16 protein-coding genes and 1 other annotated feature are annotated in these 18,175 nt (G+C 42.1%); of the genes, 15 read left to right on the top strand and 1 reads right to left on the bottom strand.

What is annotated here, in order from left to right; translation table 11 throughout:
* Positions 1–12 precede the first annotated feature (12 nt).
* The 5 genes from dltA to QR42_RS12520 all read left to right on the top strand — a co-directional run bounded on the left by dltA (position 13) and on the right by QR42_RS12520 (position 4,637).
* A complete protein-coding gene (gene dltA / locus QR42_RS12540; protein WP_039180452.1) occupies positions 13–1,518 on the top strand; it encodes a D-alanine--poly(phosphoribitol) ligase subunit DltA in 1,506 nt (501 codons plus the stop codon).
* Positions 1,515–2,699: a D-alanyl-lipoteichoic acid biosynthesis protein DltB gene (gene dltB / locus QR42_RS12535; protein WP_039180449.1), complete on the top strand. Its 1,185-nt coding sequence runs from the start codon at positions 1,515–1,517 to the stop codon at positions 2,697–2,699. Before dltA ends, dltB begins: the two co-directional genes overlap by 4 nt.
* A gap of 21 nt (positions 2,700–2,720) precedes the next feature.
* Positions 2,721–2,957: a D-alanine--poly(phosphoribitol) ligase subunit 2 gene (gene dltC, locus QR42_RS12530; protein ID WP_024423191.1), complete on the top strand. Its 237-nt coding sequence runs from the start codon at positions 2,721–2,723 to the stop codon at positions 2,955–2,957.
* On the top strand, positions 2,957–4,123 hold the full coding sequence (gene dltD, locus QR42_RS12525; protein WP_039180447.1) for a D-alanyl-lipoteichoic acid biosynthesis protein DltD: 1,167 nt from the start codon (positions 2,957–2,959) through the stop codon (positions 4,121–4,123). Before dltC ends, dltD begins: the two co-directional genes overlap by 1 nt.
* A gap of 94 nt (positions 4,124–4,217) precedes the next feature.
* Positions 4,218–4,637, top strand: coding sequence for a YkvA family protein (locus tag QR42_RS12520; protein WP_039180444.1), 420 nt, complete (start codon positions 4,218–4,220; stop codon positions 4,635–4,637).
* Positions 4,638–4,670: 33 nt separating this feature from the next.
* On the opposite strand, the gene QR42_RS12515 is transcribed toward QR42_RS12520, so the two are convergent.
* Positions 4,671–5,714 carry a lactonase family protein gene (locus QR42_RS12515; protein ID WP_039180442.1) on the bottom strand — a complete coding sequence of 348 codons (1,044 nt, stop codon included), beginning with the start codon at positions 5,712–5,714 and terminating at the stop codon, positions 4,671–4,673.
* Positions 5,715–6,147: 433 nt separating this feature from the next.
* Between QR42_RS12515 and ilvE the strand changes: the two genes are divergently transcribed.
* From ilvE to tig, 10 genes are all read left to right on the top strand, one after another.
* Positions 6,148–7,062, top strand: coding sequence for a branched-chain-amino-acid transaminase (gene ilvE, locus QR42_RS12510; protein ID WP_039180440.1), 915 nt, complete (start codon positions 6,148–6,150; stop codon positions 7,060–7,062).
* A gap of 8 nt (positions 7,063–7,070) precedes the next feature.
* Positions 7,071–7,317: a binding site (T-box leader), on the top strand.
* Between the two features lie 122 nt (positions 7,318–7,439).
* Positions 7,440–9,164 (top strand): acetolactate synthase large subunit, encoded by a 1,725-nt coding sequence (gene ilvB, locus QR42_RS12505; RefSeq protein WP_025092480.1) that lies wholly within the window; start codon positions 7,440–7,442, stop codon positions 9,162–9,164.
* The gene (gene ilvN, locus QR42_RS12500; RefSeq protein WP_007501584.1) at positions 9,161–9,679 is read left to right on the top strand and encodes an acetolactate synthase small subunit; all 519 of its coding nucleotides are present in this window, start codon (positions 9,161–9,163) and stop codon (positions 9,677–9,679) included. The genes ilvB and ilvN overlap by 4 nt, the downstream gene beginning before the upstream one ends.
* Positions 9,680–9,697: 18 nt before the next feature.
* Positions 9,698–10,726 (top strand): ketol-acid reductoisomerase, encoded by a 1,029-nt coding sequence (gene ilvC / locus QR42_RS12495; RefSeq protein ID WP_024423187.1) that lies wholly within the window; start codon positions 9,698–9,700, stop codon positions 10,724–10,726.
* Positions 10,713–12,266 carry a 2-isopropylmalate synthase gene (locus QR42_RS12490; RefSeq protein ID WP_039180437.1) on the top strand — a complete coding sequence of 518 codons (1,554 nt, stop codon included), beginning with the start codon at positions 10,713–10,715 and terminating at the stop codon, positions 12,264–12,266. Before ilvC ends, QR42_RS12490 begins: the two co-directional genes overlap by 14 nt.
* An 18-nt stretch (positions 12,267–12,284) precedes the next feature.
* Positions 12,285–13,382, top strand: a complete 1,098-nt coding sequence (leuB, locus tag QR42_RS12485; protein ID WP_039180435.1) for a 3-isopropylmalate dehydrogenase — start codon at positions 12,285–12,287, stop codon at positions 13,380–13,382.
* 40 nt (positions 13,383–13,422) lie between these two features.
* The gene (gene leuC, locus QR42_RS12480; RefSeq protein ID WP_039180431.1) at positions 13,423–14,838 is read left to right on the top strand and encodes a 3-isopropylmalate dehydratase large subunit; all 1,416 of its coding nucleotides are present in this window, start codon (positions 13,423–13,425) and stop codon (positions 14,836–14,838) included.
* A gap of 13 nt (positions 14,839–14,851) precedes the next feature.
* Positions 14,852–15,451, top strand: a complete 600-nt coding sequence (gene leuD, locus QR42_RS12475; RefSeq protein ID WP_024423183.1) for a 3-isopropylmalate dehydratase small subunit — start codon at positions 14,852–14,854, stop codon at positions 15,449–15,451.
* 125 nt (positions 15,452–15,576) lie between these two features.
* Complete coding sequence (gene ddcA / locus QR42_RS12470) at positions 15,577–16,584, top strand: DNA damage checkpoint antagonist DdcA (RefSeq protein WP_039180427.1); 1,008 nt, start codon at positions 15,577–15,579, stop codon at positions 16,582–16,584.
* 240 nt (positions 16,585–16,824) lie between these two features.
* A complete protein-coding gene (gene tig, locus QR42_RS12465) occupies positions 16,825–18,099 on the top strand; it encodes a trigger factor (protein ID WP_034279803.1) in 1,275 nt (424 codons plus the stop codon).
* Positions 18,100–18,175 lie beyond the last annotated feature (76 nt).

Here is an 18,175-nt window from a genome sequence, read left to right as displayed (position 1 = left end):
GGAGATTAAACTATGAAACTATTACACACGATTCATGAATACCAGCAAACGAAACCAACACAGCCAGCATTTGTTTCTCAACAGGCGTCGATCACATATGATGAGCTTTGGCATTTATCAGACCAAATGGCTGGTGCGATCGATGCGGTCGCAGCTGGCAGTGAACCTGTCATTGTCTACGGTCATATGGAGCCAGAGATGCTGATTTCTTTCTTAGGCAGTGTGAAATCAGGCAGACCTTATATTCCGGTCGATATCTCAATACCTGTTGAGCGCATCGTCTCAATCATTGAAAGCTCAAAAGCCAGTCTATTGATATGTGCAAATGAGCAGAATGTATTAGATGTAGAAGAGCACATTGAAGTGAAAAGTGCGGCATCGCTTTTAGCACTTGAAAAAGAAGCACCGCCATCCACGCAGTGGGTTCAACAAGATGATGTTTTCTACATTATTTATACGTCTGGCAGTACCGGAAAACCGAAAGGCGTTCAGGTAACAGCCAATAATTTAGAAAGCTTTACAGAGTGGATGTGCCGCGACTTCCCAATTGGTGAGGGACGCACATTCTTAAATCAAGCACCATTTTCTTTTGACTTATCAGTGATGGATCTCTATCCAGCGCTTCAATCAGGCGGCACGCTTTACTGTTTAGTAAAAGATCTTGTCAATAAGCCAAAGGATATGTTTGCAGCACTTGGTCAATCTGACGTTGAAGTGTGGACATCAACACCATCCTTTGTGCAAATGTGCTTAATGGACCCTTCCTTTACAGGAGAGCTTTTACCAGAGCTGAAAGTTTTCTTGTTCTGCGGTGAGGCGCTTCCTGTAGCTGTAGCAAGTGCACTTCTGGAGCGTTTTCCAAAGGCGCAGGTCTTTAATACGTATGGTCCAACTGAAGCAACTGTTGCGATCACATCGATTGAAGTCACGCAGGAGATTCTTGATCAGCACGATTCTTTACCAGTCGGCTATGCCAAACCTGATACAGATATCGTCATTTTAGATGAAGAAGGCAAGACACTTTCTGATGGTGAGAAAGGCGAAATTGTCATCGTGGGGCCAAGCGTCACGAGAGGCTACTTAGGTGAACAAGCCTTAACGGATAAAGTGTTCTTTGAATACGAAGGACGCCCTGCTTACCGCACAGGTGACGCAGGTGTGGCGCAGGATGGATTAATTACGTGCCACGGTCGTCTCGACTATCAAATTAAGCTTCATGGATACCGGATGGAGCTTGAAGAAATTGAATATCATGTAAGCGAGACAACCTATGTCAATGCTTGTGTGATTGTGCCATTCCAGCCAAACGGTCATGTCGAGTACTTGATTGCAGCGATTGTTCCAGCAGCTCATTCATTTGAAAAAGAGTATCAGCTGACAAGTGCGATTAAGAAAGAAATGGCGGATTCACTGCCAGCGTACATGATTCCAAGAAAGTTTGTCTATCTTGAGCAGCTTTACATGACGCCAAACGGGAAGGTTGACCGTAAGAGAATCGCGAAAGAGGTTCTTCTATGATTCCGTTTAGTTCATTCTTTTTCTTCATTCTAATTGGTATTCTTCTTTTGCCGACGATCATTCTTGGTCTTCGCGGCAAAAGAATGCAGGGCTACAACATGTTTGCAACGGTTGTGGCACTCGCGCTTATTTTCTCAAAGGATGCACATGGCGCACTGCTGCTCTTCTTGTTCACGGTGTGGCAAGTCTTAATCATTCGCCTGTACCTTGCATACCGGTTAAAGGCGAATCAGGCATCCGTTTTCTATGCAGCAGTGGTGGCATCAATTTTGCCGCTTGTGCTGTCAAAGGTATTACCGTTCTTTTTAACTCATCACCCGCACCAACCGGCGCCAATTAACTGGTTGAGCTTTTTGGGGATCTCGTACTTAACATTTAAAGGTGTTCAGTTAATTATCGAGACAAGAGACGGCTTGATTAAGAAGAAAATTCCGATTCATCGTTTGGTCTATTTCATTGTCTTTTTCCCGACGATTTCATCAGGTCCGATTGACCGTTACCGCCGATTTGAAAAAGATATGGATACACCGCCTGAAAAGGAAGCATACAGTGATCTTCTGTATTCCGGTATTCATAAAATTTTCATTGGCTTCTTATATAAGTTCATTATTGGTTATCTGATTCACACGTATATTCTGATGAATATTCATCACATTAGCAGCAGTCACTTTGTTCAGCAGTTAACGTATATGTATGCTTACAGCATGTATTTGTTCTTTGACTTTGCTGGATATACAGCATTTGCTGTAGGTGTGAGTTATATTATGGGCATTAAATCGCCAGAGAACTTTAATAAACCGTTTATCAGCCGCAATATTAAAGACTTCTGGAATCGCTGGCACATGTCCCTGTCCTTCTGGTTCAGAGACTACGTGTTTATGAGATTTGTGTTCTTTATGACCAAAAAGAAGTGGATCAAGAACCGTATGGCTGTATCAAATATCGGGTACTTTGTCCTCTTTCTATTGATGGGTGCTTGGCATGGTCTTGCCCTTCAATATATTATTTACGGACTATATCATGCAGTTGTCATGTCCGGTTACAATTTATTTGAGAAATGGAATAAAAAGCACAAGTGGTGGCCGGATAATAAGGTCACAATGGTTGTGTCTATCATTATTACATTCCATGTGATTTGTTTCGGATTTTATATTTTTTCAGGAAAACCATTTCATCATTAATCATTAAGGGAGTAGAAAATTATGGAATTTAAAAATCAAGTATACGGTATTATTGCAGAGGTTTGTCAGGATGACGTTGTGAAAGAAAATCCAGAGATTGCGATTTTTGAAGAAGGTCTTCTTGATTCATTTGGTACAGTAGAACTGCTTATGGCAATTGAAAGTCAACTCGGAATCACTGTTCCGATTACAGAATTCGATCGTGATGTGTGGGATACGCCGAATCATATTGCTGAGCAGCTGGCAGAGATGAAGTAATGAAAAAGCGTTTTTTTGGGCCGCTTATTTTAGCGGCTGTTCTATTCATTGGTGTTCTTCTTGTACCAAATGCATGGCTCTCACACCTGATCCCAAAAGACAAATTACAAAAGTCAGCCACAGAATTAGATCCAGGGATGTTTCAAGGGCTTTATTTACAAGATGAAATGCTAAAAGATCCAACTTATTTGCCGATCTATGGATCTTCTGAACTATCACGTTTTGATCCATATCACCCTTCGAATTTCTTTCATGAGAATCCTCAAGGGTTCACACCTTATCTAATTGGAAAAGGTGGATCGCAATCATTAATTCATGCGATGAACTTTGCAGCGCATATGGATGAATTAAAAGGGAAGAAGCTTGTATTTATCGTGTCCCCGCAGTGGTTTGTGAAATGGGGATCTGACGAGAATCACTTTGCACCTAACTATTCAGCGCTTCAGGCGCTGAATCTAGCCTATAATAAAGAAATTGATCCAACTGTGAAAAAAGAGCTGATTAAAAGAATCATGAAGTTTAAAGCAGTCAAAAACGACATGGTGATTACAGAGCTTTTTAAAGCAGAGCTATCTGGAAACAAGTTCGCTTATGGCGCGATTTCTCCTATTGCGAAAATGTATTATGGCATGCTTCAAAAGAAAGACATGTACTATACGATTGGATCGGGGCATGAGCGCAAGCTTCAACCATCTCCTTCAGTCAAAGGAAAAACATGGGCTGAGCTTGAAAAAGAAGCGAGCATTTTTGGTGCGGAAAGAGCAGGGGACAACCCGTTTTATATTAATCAAAAACTGTTTGACCGCAAACTGAAACCGATCATGAAGAAGATGAAGGATTCCCGTGAAGGTCATTCTTATGCCGAATCACCAGAATATAAAGATTTTCAAATCATGCTGGATATTTTAAAACAGGCAGGGGCAAAGCCTTTGTTTGTAACGATTCCTGTCAACGGAAAGTGGTATGATTACACTGGTTTTCCGAAAGAAGGCCGTACAGGTTATTATGAAAAAATCAATCGTCAAATTCGAGATAATGGGTATGAAGTCGCAGATTTGACTAAGCATGAGTACGATCCATATTTCTTTAAAGATACGATTCATGTGTCTTATAAAGGATGGGTTTACATCGATAAAGCAATTGAAAAGTTTTACAAAGAGCAGTAGAAAGAGCAGCTTTCTGCTGCTTTTTGTTTGTCGAATCAGCGGATATCTTGTATAACTGAGGGAAAAGGGCTATGCTGTAGATGGAGGCGATATGATGAATCGTTCTGAGAAAAAAGAACTATTAAAGCGTTCGAAGAAGCATTTTAATGATCATGCCTTTTGGGAAAAGCTAAAAAAGACGGCACAAAAAGCTGGTGTCTCTCTAGTCTATGCTGTGCTATTACTTTACTATACATTGCAAAAACCCGAAGTGCCGGTCAAAGCAAAGACCTTGATTATTGGAGCACTCGGCTACTTTATCCTTCCACTTGACCTCATTCCTGATACATTGATTGGTGTCGGCTATACAGATGATTTAGGCGCCATTACATTTGCTCTGCTTCAAGTAGCAATGTACATTGATGATGATGTGAAAGGGAAAGCAAAAGACAGGCTGTCAAAATGGTTCGGCGAAAAAACCGATACGTCTTTGATTGATCACAAGCTTGAGGATGGCGGTATGCCGTCTGTATAAAGAAAAGCCTCCGTTATTGGAGGCTTTTTTCTTTTATCCTAAAAATTTCACGCAAACTGGATGAGGGACGGTAATGTCTGATTGTAAGACAGTGAGTCGTCCTGTTTCTTTGTCGCGTTTGTATAACACGAGATTGCTAGATTCTTGGTTTGAACCGACGAGGAATTCTTCTGTTGGATCAAGCACAAAATCTCTAGGCCAGTTTCCTTCAGAAGAAGCAATCTCGACAAGGCTTAATCGGCCGTCAGCGTCTGTTTTAAAAATCGCAATGCTGTCATGACCACGATTTCCTGCATAAACAAATTGGCCGTCTGAAGAGACATGAATGGCACTGCCTTGATTGTTCTCTGTAAAATCGCTTGGAATGGTCGAGATTGTTTGGATCTCTTCAAAATGACCATCTTCAAAGTAACGAAGCACAATGACCTCTGAGCTTAGCTCTGTCATGACATATGCCACAGGTTTCGTTGGGTGGAATGTGATATGACGAGGTCCGCTGCCTGGCTTTGTTTCAAATGTATGAGCAAGCTCAAGTTTGCCGTCTTCTTTCTTATACGTATAAATTCCATCTGTTCCAAGGTCAACAGCCACAGCAAATTGCTCATCTGGCGTGAGACCCATAAAGTGGGTGTGTGGCTTTTCCTGACGATCTTCGTTAGGGCCAGTTCCTTCATGCTGCGCCTGTGAGAGCGTGCGGATCACTGAGCCATTTTCAGCATCGATCTCATACATCTCTGCTGTCCCTTTATGATAGTTTGCTGTATACGCCGTTTTCGTTTGACTGTCCACGCTGACGTGACAAGGAGAAGCTCCATCGGCAAGCTCTTGGTTGATGAAGTGAAGTCTGCCTGTTGTTGAATCAATTTGATACGCAGCAAGGCCGCCCTGTGATCCTTTTTTCACAACAGCATAAACAAACTTTTGATTCTCTGACACGGTTAAATATGTAGGATTTTCAAGCTCAGCAGCGACTTCTACTTGCTCAATCTGCTGCTTGTCCGTATTTAATGTAAACGTATAAACGCCTTTACTGTCTCCCTTTGTATACGTACCGATATAACCTCTGATGTTAGCCATGTATTGCCCTCCTTCTATTAGATGCTCTCATTCTATCATAAATTCATAGGAAAACGCTTTAGAAAGGCATACCAAAAGAAAAAACAAAGTCATTGAAATCTCACAATATTCATCAAAAATCATGTGAAAAAATATCACAAAAGTTTTCTCAAAAGAAAAGCGTTCATGTAAAGTAAATAAATTGAAGAAAAAATACAAAAAATTTTAAGTTTTTTCATTCCTTGTCTAGCAAAGGTGTAAGCGTATACATTTAATTTTGATTAGTCTAAATTGTCTAATAATTTTAAAAATGCTGTTGACACTGTATGGAAAGCGGCGTAAGATGGGTTCAACAAAAGCTAAACAAACACGCAGTGCAAGCGATTGACACTTCAAAATAAAGTGTCTGAAAATTCAACTACTTTTTGTTTGAAAGAGAGGGTGCTCACTGAAAATGGAAGACCAAAAGGAACAGTGGATCTTTTTAAACGATGAACTCGTGAAAAAAGAGGATGCGAAAATTTCAGTTTACGATCATGGCTTTTTATATGGCGACGGTGTTTTCGAAGGGATTCGCGTGTATAACGGAAATATCTTTCGAATGAAAGAACATTTAGACCGCCTGTATGATTCCGCCAGATCCATTATGCTGAACATTCCATATTCACTTGAGGAACTCACGGAAAAAATGATTCATACAGTTGAAAGGAATGGCCTAAAGGATGCCTATATCCGCCTTGTCGTCTCAAGAGGAGCGGGTGATCTTGGATTAGATCCTAACAACTGCGGGAGAGCCAACACAGTGATCATTGTAGAGCCGCTGGCCATTTTTCCAAAGCACCTATATGAAACGGGTATTGACATTGTGACGGTCCCAACAAGACGAAATCGTCCAGATGTTCTTAGCCCAAAAGTAAAATCATTAAACTATTTGAATAACATTCTTGTCCGAATCGAAGCCCATATGGCCGGTGTGAGTGAAGCGCTGATGCTGAACGATCAAGGGTACGTGGCGGAAGGTTCTGCAGACAACGTGTTTATTTATAAAAAAGGCAAGCTTTATACACCGCCAGGTTATATCGGCGCACTCGAAGGCATCACAAGAAATGCCATCATGGAAATTGCAGAAGACTTAGGCTACGAAGTGAAAGAAGAACCTTTCACAAGACATGATGTGTATACTGCAGAAGAAGTATTTCTAACAGGAACCGCAGCCGAAGTCATCGCCGTTGTAAAAGTTGACGGCCGTACAATCGGTGAAGGGAAACCAGGGTTCCACACAAACAAACTTCTTGAACAATTCCGCAAGCGAGTAGTTGAAGAAGGAGAAAAAGTCGTTTTTACAGATGAAAACATTCATGCAAGTTAAATAGATATCGATAAACGTTGAAGAGGACTAGTAGCTTTAGAGTCAGTATCTACAGAGAGCCGGTGCTAGCTGGAAACCGGTGTTACTTTCTAAAGTGAACTCACCTCTGAGTGTCTGCTTGAAATGATAGTAGGGCAGGCCGAGTGACATTGCTCACTCGTTACCAAAATGGACGAAAGATGTCCATGAGACGGCAGCAGGGTTTGCCGTGAACAAGGGTGGTACCGCGAAAAACAAAGCTTTTTCGCCCCTTTGACCTAGTGAAAAGTAGTGTCATTGTGGGGTGAGAAGGCTTTTTTATATGGTCTCATATCTCTATCTTGAATGGAAAAGGGTGAAAGGACTTGACTGAAGCAAGACAAAGAGGAGGAAATCAAATGGGGACAAATGTACAAATGGAGACGGAAAAATCAAAAGCACCACAAACGATGAACGGTGCACTCATGTTAATTGAAGCACTCAAAAGAGAAAAAGTAGAAGTCATTTTCGGCTATCCAGGCGGAGCAGTTTTACCAATCTACGATAAAATTTACGATTCTGGTTTATTTCATGTTCTGCCAAGACATGAGCAGGGAGCGATTCACGCAGCAGAAGGATACGCAAGAGTATCTGGTAAACCAGGTGTTGTCATTGCAACATCAGGGCCTGGAGCGACAAACCTTGTGACAGGAATTGCAGATGCGATGATTGATTCACTTCCCCTAGTTGTATTCACAGGGCAGGTGGCAACGTCAGTCATTGGATCGGATGCTTTCCAAGAAGCAGATGTACTCGGCATCACAATGCCAATTACAAAGCACAGCTACCAGGTGAGAAATCCAGAGGAATTACCGGGTGTCATCAAAGAGGCATTCCATATTGCAACAACAGGCAGACCTGGTCCAGTATTGATCGATATTCCAAAAGATGTCGCAGGCATTGAAGGAACGTTTGAATATGACCAGCCAATTGATTTACCTGGTTATCAGCCAAAAGTAGAGCCGAACTATTTGCAAATTCGCAAATTAGTAGAAGCTGTCAGCAGAGCGAAGAAACCAGTTATTCTAGCAGGAGCTGGCGTTCTTCATGGCAAAGCATCTGAAGAATTAAGACAGTATGTAGAGCAGCAGCAAATCCCAGTCGCTCATACATTGCTTGGACTTGGCGGATTCCCGGCAAAGCACCCTCTTTTCCTAGGGATGGCTGGTATGCATGGAACATATGCAGCGAACATGGCTCTTCATCAATGTGACCTGCTCATTTCAATCGGAGCAAGATTTGATGACAGGGTAACAGGCAACCTCAATCATTTTGCGAAACATGCGAAGGTTGCTCATATTGACATCGACCCAGCGGAAATTGGCAAGAACATTCATACCCATATCCCGGTTGTTGGAGACAGTAAGCTCGTTCTTGAAGAGCTGATCAAGCAAGACGGGAAGCAAGGGGAATCAGACGAATGGAAAAATCAATTAGATCAGTGGAAGGAAGAATATCCACTCTGGTACGTTGAAAACGAAGCTGAGGGTTTTAAACCTCAAAAGCTGATTGAATACATTCATCAATTCACAAAAGGTGAAGCCATTGTCGCAACTGATGTCGGACAGCATCAAATGTGGGCGGCACAGTTCTATCCATTTGAAAATGCAGATAAGTGGGTCACATCTGGAGGCCTTGGCACAATGGGCTTCGGATTACCAGCAGCCATTGGAGCTCAGCTTGCTGATCAAGAGGCAACCGTTGTAGCGATTTTAGGAGACGGAGGTTTCCAAATGACCCTGCAAGAACTTGCCGTTATCCGTGAGCTGAACCTTCCAGTCAAAGTGATTGTACTCAATAATCACAGCCTTGGAATGGTAAGACAATGGCAAGAAATTTTCTATGAAGAACGCTACTCACATTCTAAATTTTCAGAGCAGCCAGACTTCGTAAAATTATCTGAAGCTTATGGCATTAAAGGGATCAGAATCTCATCAGACGAAGAGGCGAAAGAAAAACTCGAAGAAGCCTTAACCTCTAGAGAGCCTGTTTTCATCGATGTCAATGTAGCGAGAGATGAAAAAGTATTCCCGATGGTAGCACCGGGGAAAGGACTTCATGAGATGGTGGGGGTGAAACCTTGAAAAGAATTATTGTGTTGACTGTATTAAATCGATCAGGCGTACTGAACAGAATCACAGGCCTCTTTACTAAAAGACACTACAACATTGAAAGCATTACGGTCGGCCATTCTGAGATTCAAGATGTATCACGCATCACGTTCGTCGTCCATGTAGACCAAGAGAAAGACATCGAACAGCTGACAAAACAGTTGAACAAACAAATCGATGTTCTGAAAGTAACAGACATTACAAACCAATCAATCGTTCAGCGAGAGCTGGCTTTGATAAAAGTCGTATCTGCACCAGCATCTAGAATGGAGATCACGGGAGTCATTGAACCTTTTAGAGCTTCTATTGTAGATGTGAGCAGAGAGAGTGTCGTCATTCAGGTGACAGGTGAGTCTTCAAAAATTGAAGCACTCATTGAATTACTTAAGCCATACGGCATTAAAGAAGTCGCCAGAACTGGCACCACGGCCTTTGCGAGAGATAATCAGCAAAAGCCGCAAACAAATAAAACAATTTCAATTGTCTAAACAAAAGGAGAGAGTCAAATGGTAAAAGTATATTATAACGGTGATATTCAAGAAAACGTATTAAATGGTCAAAAGGTAGCTATCATTGGTTACGGATCACAAGGTCATGCACATGCATTGAACTTAAAAGAAAGCGGCGTAGATGTCATCGTCGGCGTGAGAAAAGGCGGATCTTATACAAAAGCACAAGAAGACGGTCATCAAGTATTCACAGTAAAAGAAGCAGCAGCACAAGCAGACGTCGTCATGGTACTACTTCCAGATGAGCAGCAAAAGAAAGTATATGATGAAGAAATCAAAGATCAATTAGAAGCTGGAAACTCACTTGTATTCGCACACGGATTTAACGTTCACTTCCATCAAATTGTTCCTCCAAGTGACGTAGATGTGTATCTTGTAGCTCCAAAAGGTCCAGGACATCTTGTGAGAAGAACGTATGAGCAAGGCGCTGGTGTACCTGCCCTATTTGCTATCTATCAAGATGTATCTGGTCAAGCGAAAGACAAAGCACTTGCTTATGCAAAAGCGATCGGCGGAGCAAGAGCGGGCGTTCTTGAAACAACATTTAAAGAAGAAACAGAAACGGATCTATTCGGTGAGCAGGCAGTTCTTTGTGGAGGTCTTACTTCACTAGTGAAAGCAGGTTTCGAAACGTTAACAGAAGCTGGTTATCAGCCAGAGCTTGCATACTTCGAGTGTCTGCATGAACTGAAATTAATCGTTGACCTTATGTATGAAGAAGGATTAGAAGGCATGAGATATTCAATCTCTGATACAGCACAATGGGGTGACTTCGTATCAGGACCACGCGTTGTAGATGCAAAAGTAAAAGAATCGATGAAAGCTGTTTTGACTGATATCCAAAACGGAACTTTTGCAAAAGAATGGATCGTTGAAAACCAAGTGAATCGTCCACGTTTCAATGCAATCAATGCAAATGAAAATGAGCACCAAATTGAAATCGTTGGTAGAAAGCTTCGTGAAATGATGCCTTTCGTTAAACAAGGAAAGAAAAAGGAAGCGGTGAGCGTCGGTGCGGAAAATTAATTTTTTTGACACAACACTTCGAGATGGAGAGCAATCACCAGGAGTGAACTTAAATGCACAAGAAAAGCTAATCATTGCAAAGCAGCTTGAGCGCCTTGGGGTTAATATCATTGAAGCGGGTTTTCCCGCTTCATCCCGAGGGGATTTCTTAGGCGTACAAGAAATAGCAAGAACGATTAAAAACTGTTCTGTTGCTGGTCTTGCACGATGTGTGAAAGGTGACATTGATGCTGCATGGGAAGCATTAAAAGATGGAGTGGAGCCAAGGCTTCATGTCTTTATTGCTACTTCCGACATTCACCTGAAGCATAAACTAAAGAAAACACGTGAAGAAGTCGTAGAACAGGCTGTTGCAATGGTGAAATATGCGAAAGAACGTTTTCCAGTTGTCCAATGGTCAGCAGAAGATGCGTGCCGTACAGATCTTGCTTTCTTGGCAGAAATTGTAGAAAAGGTCATTGACGCCGGGGCGAGTGTCATTAACTTGCCAGATACAGTTGGATACCTAGCGCCAAAAGAGTACGGGAATATCTTTAAATATATGAAGGAACACGTTCCAAATATCGACCGCGTCAACTTGTCCGCTCACTGTCACGATGATCTAGGAATGGCTGTGGCAAACTCACTTGCTGCCATTGAAAATGGAGCAGATCAAATTGAAACGGCTGTCAACGGAATTGGTGAGCGCGCTGGAAATGCCGCGTTAGAAGAAATTGCAGTAGCTCTTCATATTCGAAAAGACTTTTACCAGGTCGAATCAACGATTCAATTGAATGAAATTAAGCGTACAAGTGATGTAGTGAGCAAATACTCAGGAATGATTGTGCCGCGTAATAAAGCAGTCGTTGGAAACAACGCTTTTGCACATGAATCAGGTATTCACCAAGATGGTTTCCTCAAAGAAAAAACAACCTATGAAATTATTTCTCCAGAGCTTGTCGGTGTGACAACAGATGTGCTTGTCCTTGGAAAACACTCCGGAAGACACGCGTTTAAAGACCGCATGAAAACACTAGGCTTTAAACTAACGGAAGACGAAATCAATAAATTCTTTGAGACTTTCAAGAACTTGACAGAGAAAAAGAAAGAAATTACAGATGATGATTTGATCTCTATTATATTAGAAGAAAAAGTAGCAGATCGAAAAATTGGCTACGAATTTGAAAGTCTGCAAGTGCATTATGGAACAGAACAAATGCCAACAGCAACAGTTTCTCTGAAAAACCAAGAAACACAGGCAGTCATTCAAGAAGCAGCTACAGGTGCAGGCAGTGTAGAAGCTGTGTACAACACGCTTGAGCGCTGTATGGAAGAAAGAATTCATTTGCTGGACTACCGCATTCAATCAAATGGAAAAGGCAGAGATGCACTAGCAGAAGTATATGTCACTGTTTCAATAGAAGGAAAAGAAACAGCAGGACGTGGTGTAGCGCAAGATGTGCTTGAAGCATCGGCGAAAGCTTACGTCAATGCAGTGAACAGACATTTAATCTTCAAATCAAATCTAATTGAAATTGAGAAACATCACGCAATCTCATAGGAAAGGAGGAAGGTTCTCATGAAAAAGAAAATTGCACTTTTGCCCGGCGATGGAATCGGACCGGAAGTCGTGACATCTGCAGTCGCTGTCCTTCAAGAGACAGCGGCTCAATTTCAGCACGAATTCGAATTTGAAACTGCGCTCATTGGCGGTATCGCAATAGATGAAAAAAACAACCCGCTTCCAAAGGAAACAGTAGATGTATGCAAAAGCGCTGATGCGATTTTATTAGGAGCAGTCGGCGGACCAAAGTGGGATCAAAACCCGCCAGAGCTTCGTCCGGAAAAAGGCTTGCTCGCCATTCGTAAACAGCTGGACTTATTTGCTAACATCCGCCCTGTAAAGGTGTTCGATAGCTTAAGCGAGGCATCTCCATTAAAACAGGATCACATTAACGGAGTCGATTTCGTCATCGTTCGTGAATTAACAGGCGGCCTCTATTTTGGTGAACCAAGCGAACGCTATACAGATGATGAAGGAAAAGAAGCTGCCGTTGATACGCTCCTTTATACAAAGGAAGAAATTGTCCGCGTATTAAAAGAAGCGTTCGATATGGCCTTAACGAGACAGAAAAAAGTGACGTCTGTGGATAAAGCGAATGTTCTTGCTTCTAGTAAACTATGGCGTGAAGCAGTAGAGGAAGTTGCTTCTCAATATCCAGAAGTTGAATTTGAGCATATGCTCGTTGACAATGCCGCCATGCAGCTGATTTACAAGCCCGCTCAATTTGATGTCATTGTGACTGAGAATATGTTCGGTGACATTTTAAGTGACGAAGCTTCGATGATTACTGGATCACTCGGCATGCTGCCATCTGCTAGTTTATCAAGCACAGGCCTTCATTTATATGAGCCAATTCATGGTTCAGCACCCGATATTGCGGGGCAAAACGTTGCAAACCCTCTGGCAACCATTTTATCAGCAGCAAGCTTGCTTAGAACATCCTTTGCATTAGAAGAAGAAGCGGCTGCAATAGAAGACGCTGTGGAAGCTGTTCTTGCCTCTGGCAAACGAACAAAAGATTTAGCAGCAAAAGAGGGAACATATCAAACGACTGAAGAAATCACTAATGCGGTTGTAGACGCACTCAAGCAGCGCGTGCAAACCATTGTATAAATAGAATCTTGTGGAATTAGATAGAGGGAGGAAAAGGGTTATGCCTCGAACAATCATCGAAAAAATATGGGATCAGCATATAGTCAAAAGCGGCGAGGGGAAACCAGACCTTTTATATATTGATCTGCACTTGGTGCATGAAGTGACATCACCTCAAGCATTTGAAGGATTAAGACAAAAAGGGCGTAAGGTGAGAAGACCTCAAAACACGTTTGCGACGATGGATCACAACATCCCAACTGTGAATCGATTTGTGATTAAAGATGAGATTGCTAAAAAGCAAGTGAGTGCCTTAGAGCGCAACTGTGCGGAATTTGGCGTTCGTCTTGCTGATCTCCACAGTGTTGACCAGGGAATCGTCCATGTCGTTGGACCGGAGCTTGGATTGACACTTCCGGGGAAAACAATCGTTTGTGGAGATAGTCATACATCAACTCACGGCGCGTTTGGCGCACTTGCCTTTGGGATCGGTACAAGTGAGGTTGAACATGTACTTTCTACACAAACACTTTGGCAGCAGCGTCCGAAAACGCTAGAAATTAGAGTAGACGGAAAGCTTCAAAAAGGGGTAACCGCCAAAGATGTCATTTTAGCCGTCATTGGTGCACACGGCGTGAAGTTCGGTTCAGGTTATGTCATTGAATACACTGGGGAAGTATTCAGAAACATGACGATGGATGAGCGGATGACTGTTTGTAATATGTCGATTGAAGCAGGTGCGAGAGCAGGATTGATTGCACCTGATGAAGTCACCTTCGAATATTGCCGCGGCCGCAAATATGCACCGCAGGGCGAGGATTTCGAAGCAGCTATTAAAGAATGGGAAGAACTTAGAACAGATCCAGGTGCAACCTACGATAAAACCATTGTGTTAGATGGAAATAAGATTTCACCAATGGTTACGTGGGGAATTAACCCAGGAATGGTACTGCCTGTGGATGCATCAATTCCAGGACCTGAGGACTTTGCACAAGAAGATGATCAAAAAGAAGCGATTCGTGCTTACGAATACATGGGAGTCCATCCGCATCAGCGTATAGAAGATATTACGATTGAGCATGTCTTTATCGGCTCATGTACGAACTCAAGAATGACTGATTTACGCCAAGCCGCTTCTATGATTGAAGGACAAAAAGTAGCAGATCATGTCAGAGCGATTGTGGTGCCTGGCTCTCAAAGTGTCAAATTGCAAGCAGAAAAAGAAGGTCTTCATGAAATCTTCCTTGAAGCAGGATTTGAATGGAGAGAATCAGGCTGCAGTATGTGCCTTAGTATGAATAACGATGTGGTACCGGAGGGCGAACGCTGCGCGTCCACATCAAACCGTAACTTTGAAGGGCGTCAAGGGAAGGGTGCGAGAACGCATCTTGTCAGCCCGGCAATGGCTGCAATGGCTGCGATACATGGCCGATTTGTCGATGTCAGGAAGTTTAATCAAGAGAAAACAGTCGTGTAAGGAGTTGTCATAGATGGAGCCTTTAGTCACTCATAAAGGGAAAGCCGCTGTGCTTAACCGTATCAATGTAGATACAGATCAAATTATTCCGAAGCAATTTTTAAAAAGAATCGAACGAACAGGATATGGCCGCTTTGCCTTTTTCGACTGGCGTTATTTAGCCGATGGCAGCCCAAATCCAGATTTCGAACTGAATCAGCCGATCTATGAAGGAGCATCGATTTTGATCGCAGGAGAAAACTTTGGCTGCGGATCATCTAGGGAACATGCTCCTTGGGCGCTTGATGATTATGGCTTTAAAATTGTCATCGCACCATCATTCGCAGATATATTTCATCAAAACTGCTTTAAAAATGGGATGCTTCCGATTCGCCTTGATTATGATGTGTGGAAAACCTTCGCAGCGTCATATGAGAACAAAGGGTATGAGATGACGGTTGATCTTGAAAAACAGCAAATAGAAGATCACGAAGGGAATATCACCCCTTTTCAAGTCGACCCTCACTGGAGAGAAATGCTCCTAAATGGTTATGATGAGATTTCATTAACATTACTACTAGAAGATGACATTCAAGCATTTGAAGAAAAGCGCAGCAGCTGGCTGCGCGCCTAAGCAACGAGAAGCTGTCCGCCCGAGGTGTGACGGCTTCTTTTTTGCATGAAAACCTCTCGTTACTTGTGTTTACTAATCTTCGTTGGTAAACTGATAAAAAATATGCGCCCGAAAGGAACGTAAGCATGAAGCATGACAAGAAGAAAGATAATGTCATTTTGTTTCCTGGTCTGAAAGAAAGACTGATTGAAAAAGGAATGGCAGCATTAAAAGATAAACAGTATCAAGAGGCGCTTCACTTGTTTTCAGAAGCTAAATCGTATGATGACGATGAAGAATCCGATATTCACCTCGGAATGGCAATTTGTTTTCTGGAGCTGGGTGAGCTGCAGGATGCAAAGCGTGTTTGTGAAAAAATGCTGCATGAAGGATATGGCCACTATTTCACTGTGCTCCAAGTGTATATGACGATCTTAATTCAGCTGAAAGAATATGAAGAAGTCAAACAGACGATTGAGGCTGTGCTCGAGGAAAACCACCTTCCAGCAGAAAGCGCGGAGCATTTTTACAAGCTGCTCGAATTTAGCAGAAAAATGATTGAATCACCTGAAGAGATTTTAGATGAAGATGAGGACGCCGGAAGTGAGGTCAACATAGATGACATGCTGAAGCGGCCGGAAGAACAGGTTCAGTTCATCCATTCATTGAAAGACCGGAATATTAAACCGCATATGGGTCTATTAAATACTATCTTACAAAATCCTGATGGGAACCCTTTGGTCAAATCAATGATCCTGCAGCTTCTGGCAGATCATGATGTGGCAAAGCCGGTTCATGTGACAAAATTCGGTGATTCTTTAACACTTATTCCTTCTGAGGCTGTAAAGCCAGAGCAGATGCCGCTTCTTCAGCAAGTCCTTCGTATGCTCGATGACACGCTCGGCAATGAGAACCCAACCCTTTACCAAGGCGTGGAAGAGCTATGGCGCCGGCACTTATTTGTGTTGTATCCATTTCTTCCTAAGTACACAGATCCGAGTCTTTGGGCAGCGGCACTTCATAAAGTCGGCTATGAAATGCATGGGATCGAGATTGAACTCGAAGAATTGCATCTATTGTATGAATTTAACGAACGAGAGCTGAGAGAAGCTTGCACAATGCTGAAAGATATTGAAGAAATTTCTTATTTGTAATTTGTCGATTTAGTTGAAAGACGGACTTGTTATGTTATAATATAATGGTTGTATTTGTGCATATATAGTGCAGTTGTCAGATTCCAATGGTTGAAAGACGATATGTATAATCAAGTCAAATGTTGTATACATAATGCAAGCTTCTTAGCGGAGTGCGTGGTTTTTGATTGGACGAAGTCTTTATGATGCTTTAGAATGGAGCAACGCACAATCTGAATAGATTTTTGGAGGGAAACACACATGTCAGTAAAATGGGAAAAACAAGAAGGTAACGAAGGCGTTCTAACTGTAGAAGTTGACGCTGAAACATTTAACAAAGCACTTGATGATGCATTTAAGAAAGTGGTTAAGCAAGTATCAATCCCTGGATTCCGTAAAGGGAAAGTACCACGTGGTCTTTTCGAGCAGCGTTTTGGTGTAGAATCTCTTTATCAAGATGCATTAGATATTCTTCTTCCAGTTGAATATCCAAAAGCAATCGACGAAGCTGGTATCGAACCAGTTGACCGCCCTGAAATCGATGTTGAGAAAATCGAAAAAGGCGAAAGCTTAATCTTCACTGCAAAAGTAACTGTGAAGCCTGAAGTAAAACTTGGTGACTACAAAGGTCTTAACGTAGAAAAAGACGACACAGCTGTTACTGATGAAGATGTACAAGAAGAGCTTAAAGGCATGCAAAACCGTCAAGCTGAGCTTGTTGTCAAAGAAGAAGGCGCAATCGAAAACGGCGATACAGTTGTTCTTGATTTCGAAGGATTCGTTGATGGAGAAGCATTCGAAGGCGGAAAAGCTGAGAACTACTCTCTTGAAGTAGGTTCTGGTTCATTCATCCCTGGTTTCGAAGAGCAATTAGTTGGTCTTGAAGCTGGCGCTGAAAAAGACGTAGAAGTTACATTCCCAGAAGAATACCATGCTGAAGACCTTGCAGGTAAACCAGCTGTATTCAAAGTGAAAATTCATGAAATCAAAGCAAAAGAACTTCCAGCACTTGACGATGAGTTCGCTAAAGATGTTGATGAAGAAGTAGAAACACTTGCTGAGTTAACTGAAAAAACGAAGAAACGTCTTGAAGAAGCAAAAGAAAACGAAGCAGAAGGAAAACTTCGTGAAGAGCTAGTTGCGAAAGCTTCTGAAAATGCGGAAGTCGACATCCCACAAGCGATGGTTGACACAGAGCTAGACCGCATGATGAAAGAATTCGAACAACGTCTTCAAATGCAAGGAATGAACCTTGAGCTTTACTTCCAATTCTCTGGACAAGATGAAGATGCGCTTAAAGAGCAAATGAAAGAAGATGCTGCTAAACGCGTAAAATCTAACCTAACACTTGAAGCAATTGCTGCTGCAGAAAACTTACAAGTGTCTGACGAAGAAGTGGAAGAAGAACTTTCAAAAATGGCTGAAGCATACAACATGCCAATTGAAAATATCAAACAAGCGATCGGATCTACTGAAGCAATGAAAGAAGATCTAAAAGTTCGTAAAGCAATTGATTTTCTTGTAGAAAACCGTTAATATGGTGCATAATAATAAAACAGGGCGCGAGTGACTCGTGCCTTGTTTTGTACAATTTTTGACTTATCATCGCTTC

This window comes from Bacillus sp. WP8, assembly GCF_000800825.1.
Taxonomy (GTDB): Bacteria; Bacillota; Bacilli; order Bacillales; family Bacillaceae; genus Bacillus; species Bacillus safensis.
The sequence above is the reverse complement of the archived record's forward strand: the minus strand, read 5'-3'. Positions and strand labels throughout refer to the sequence as shown.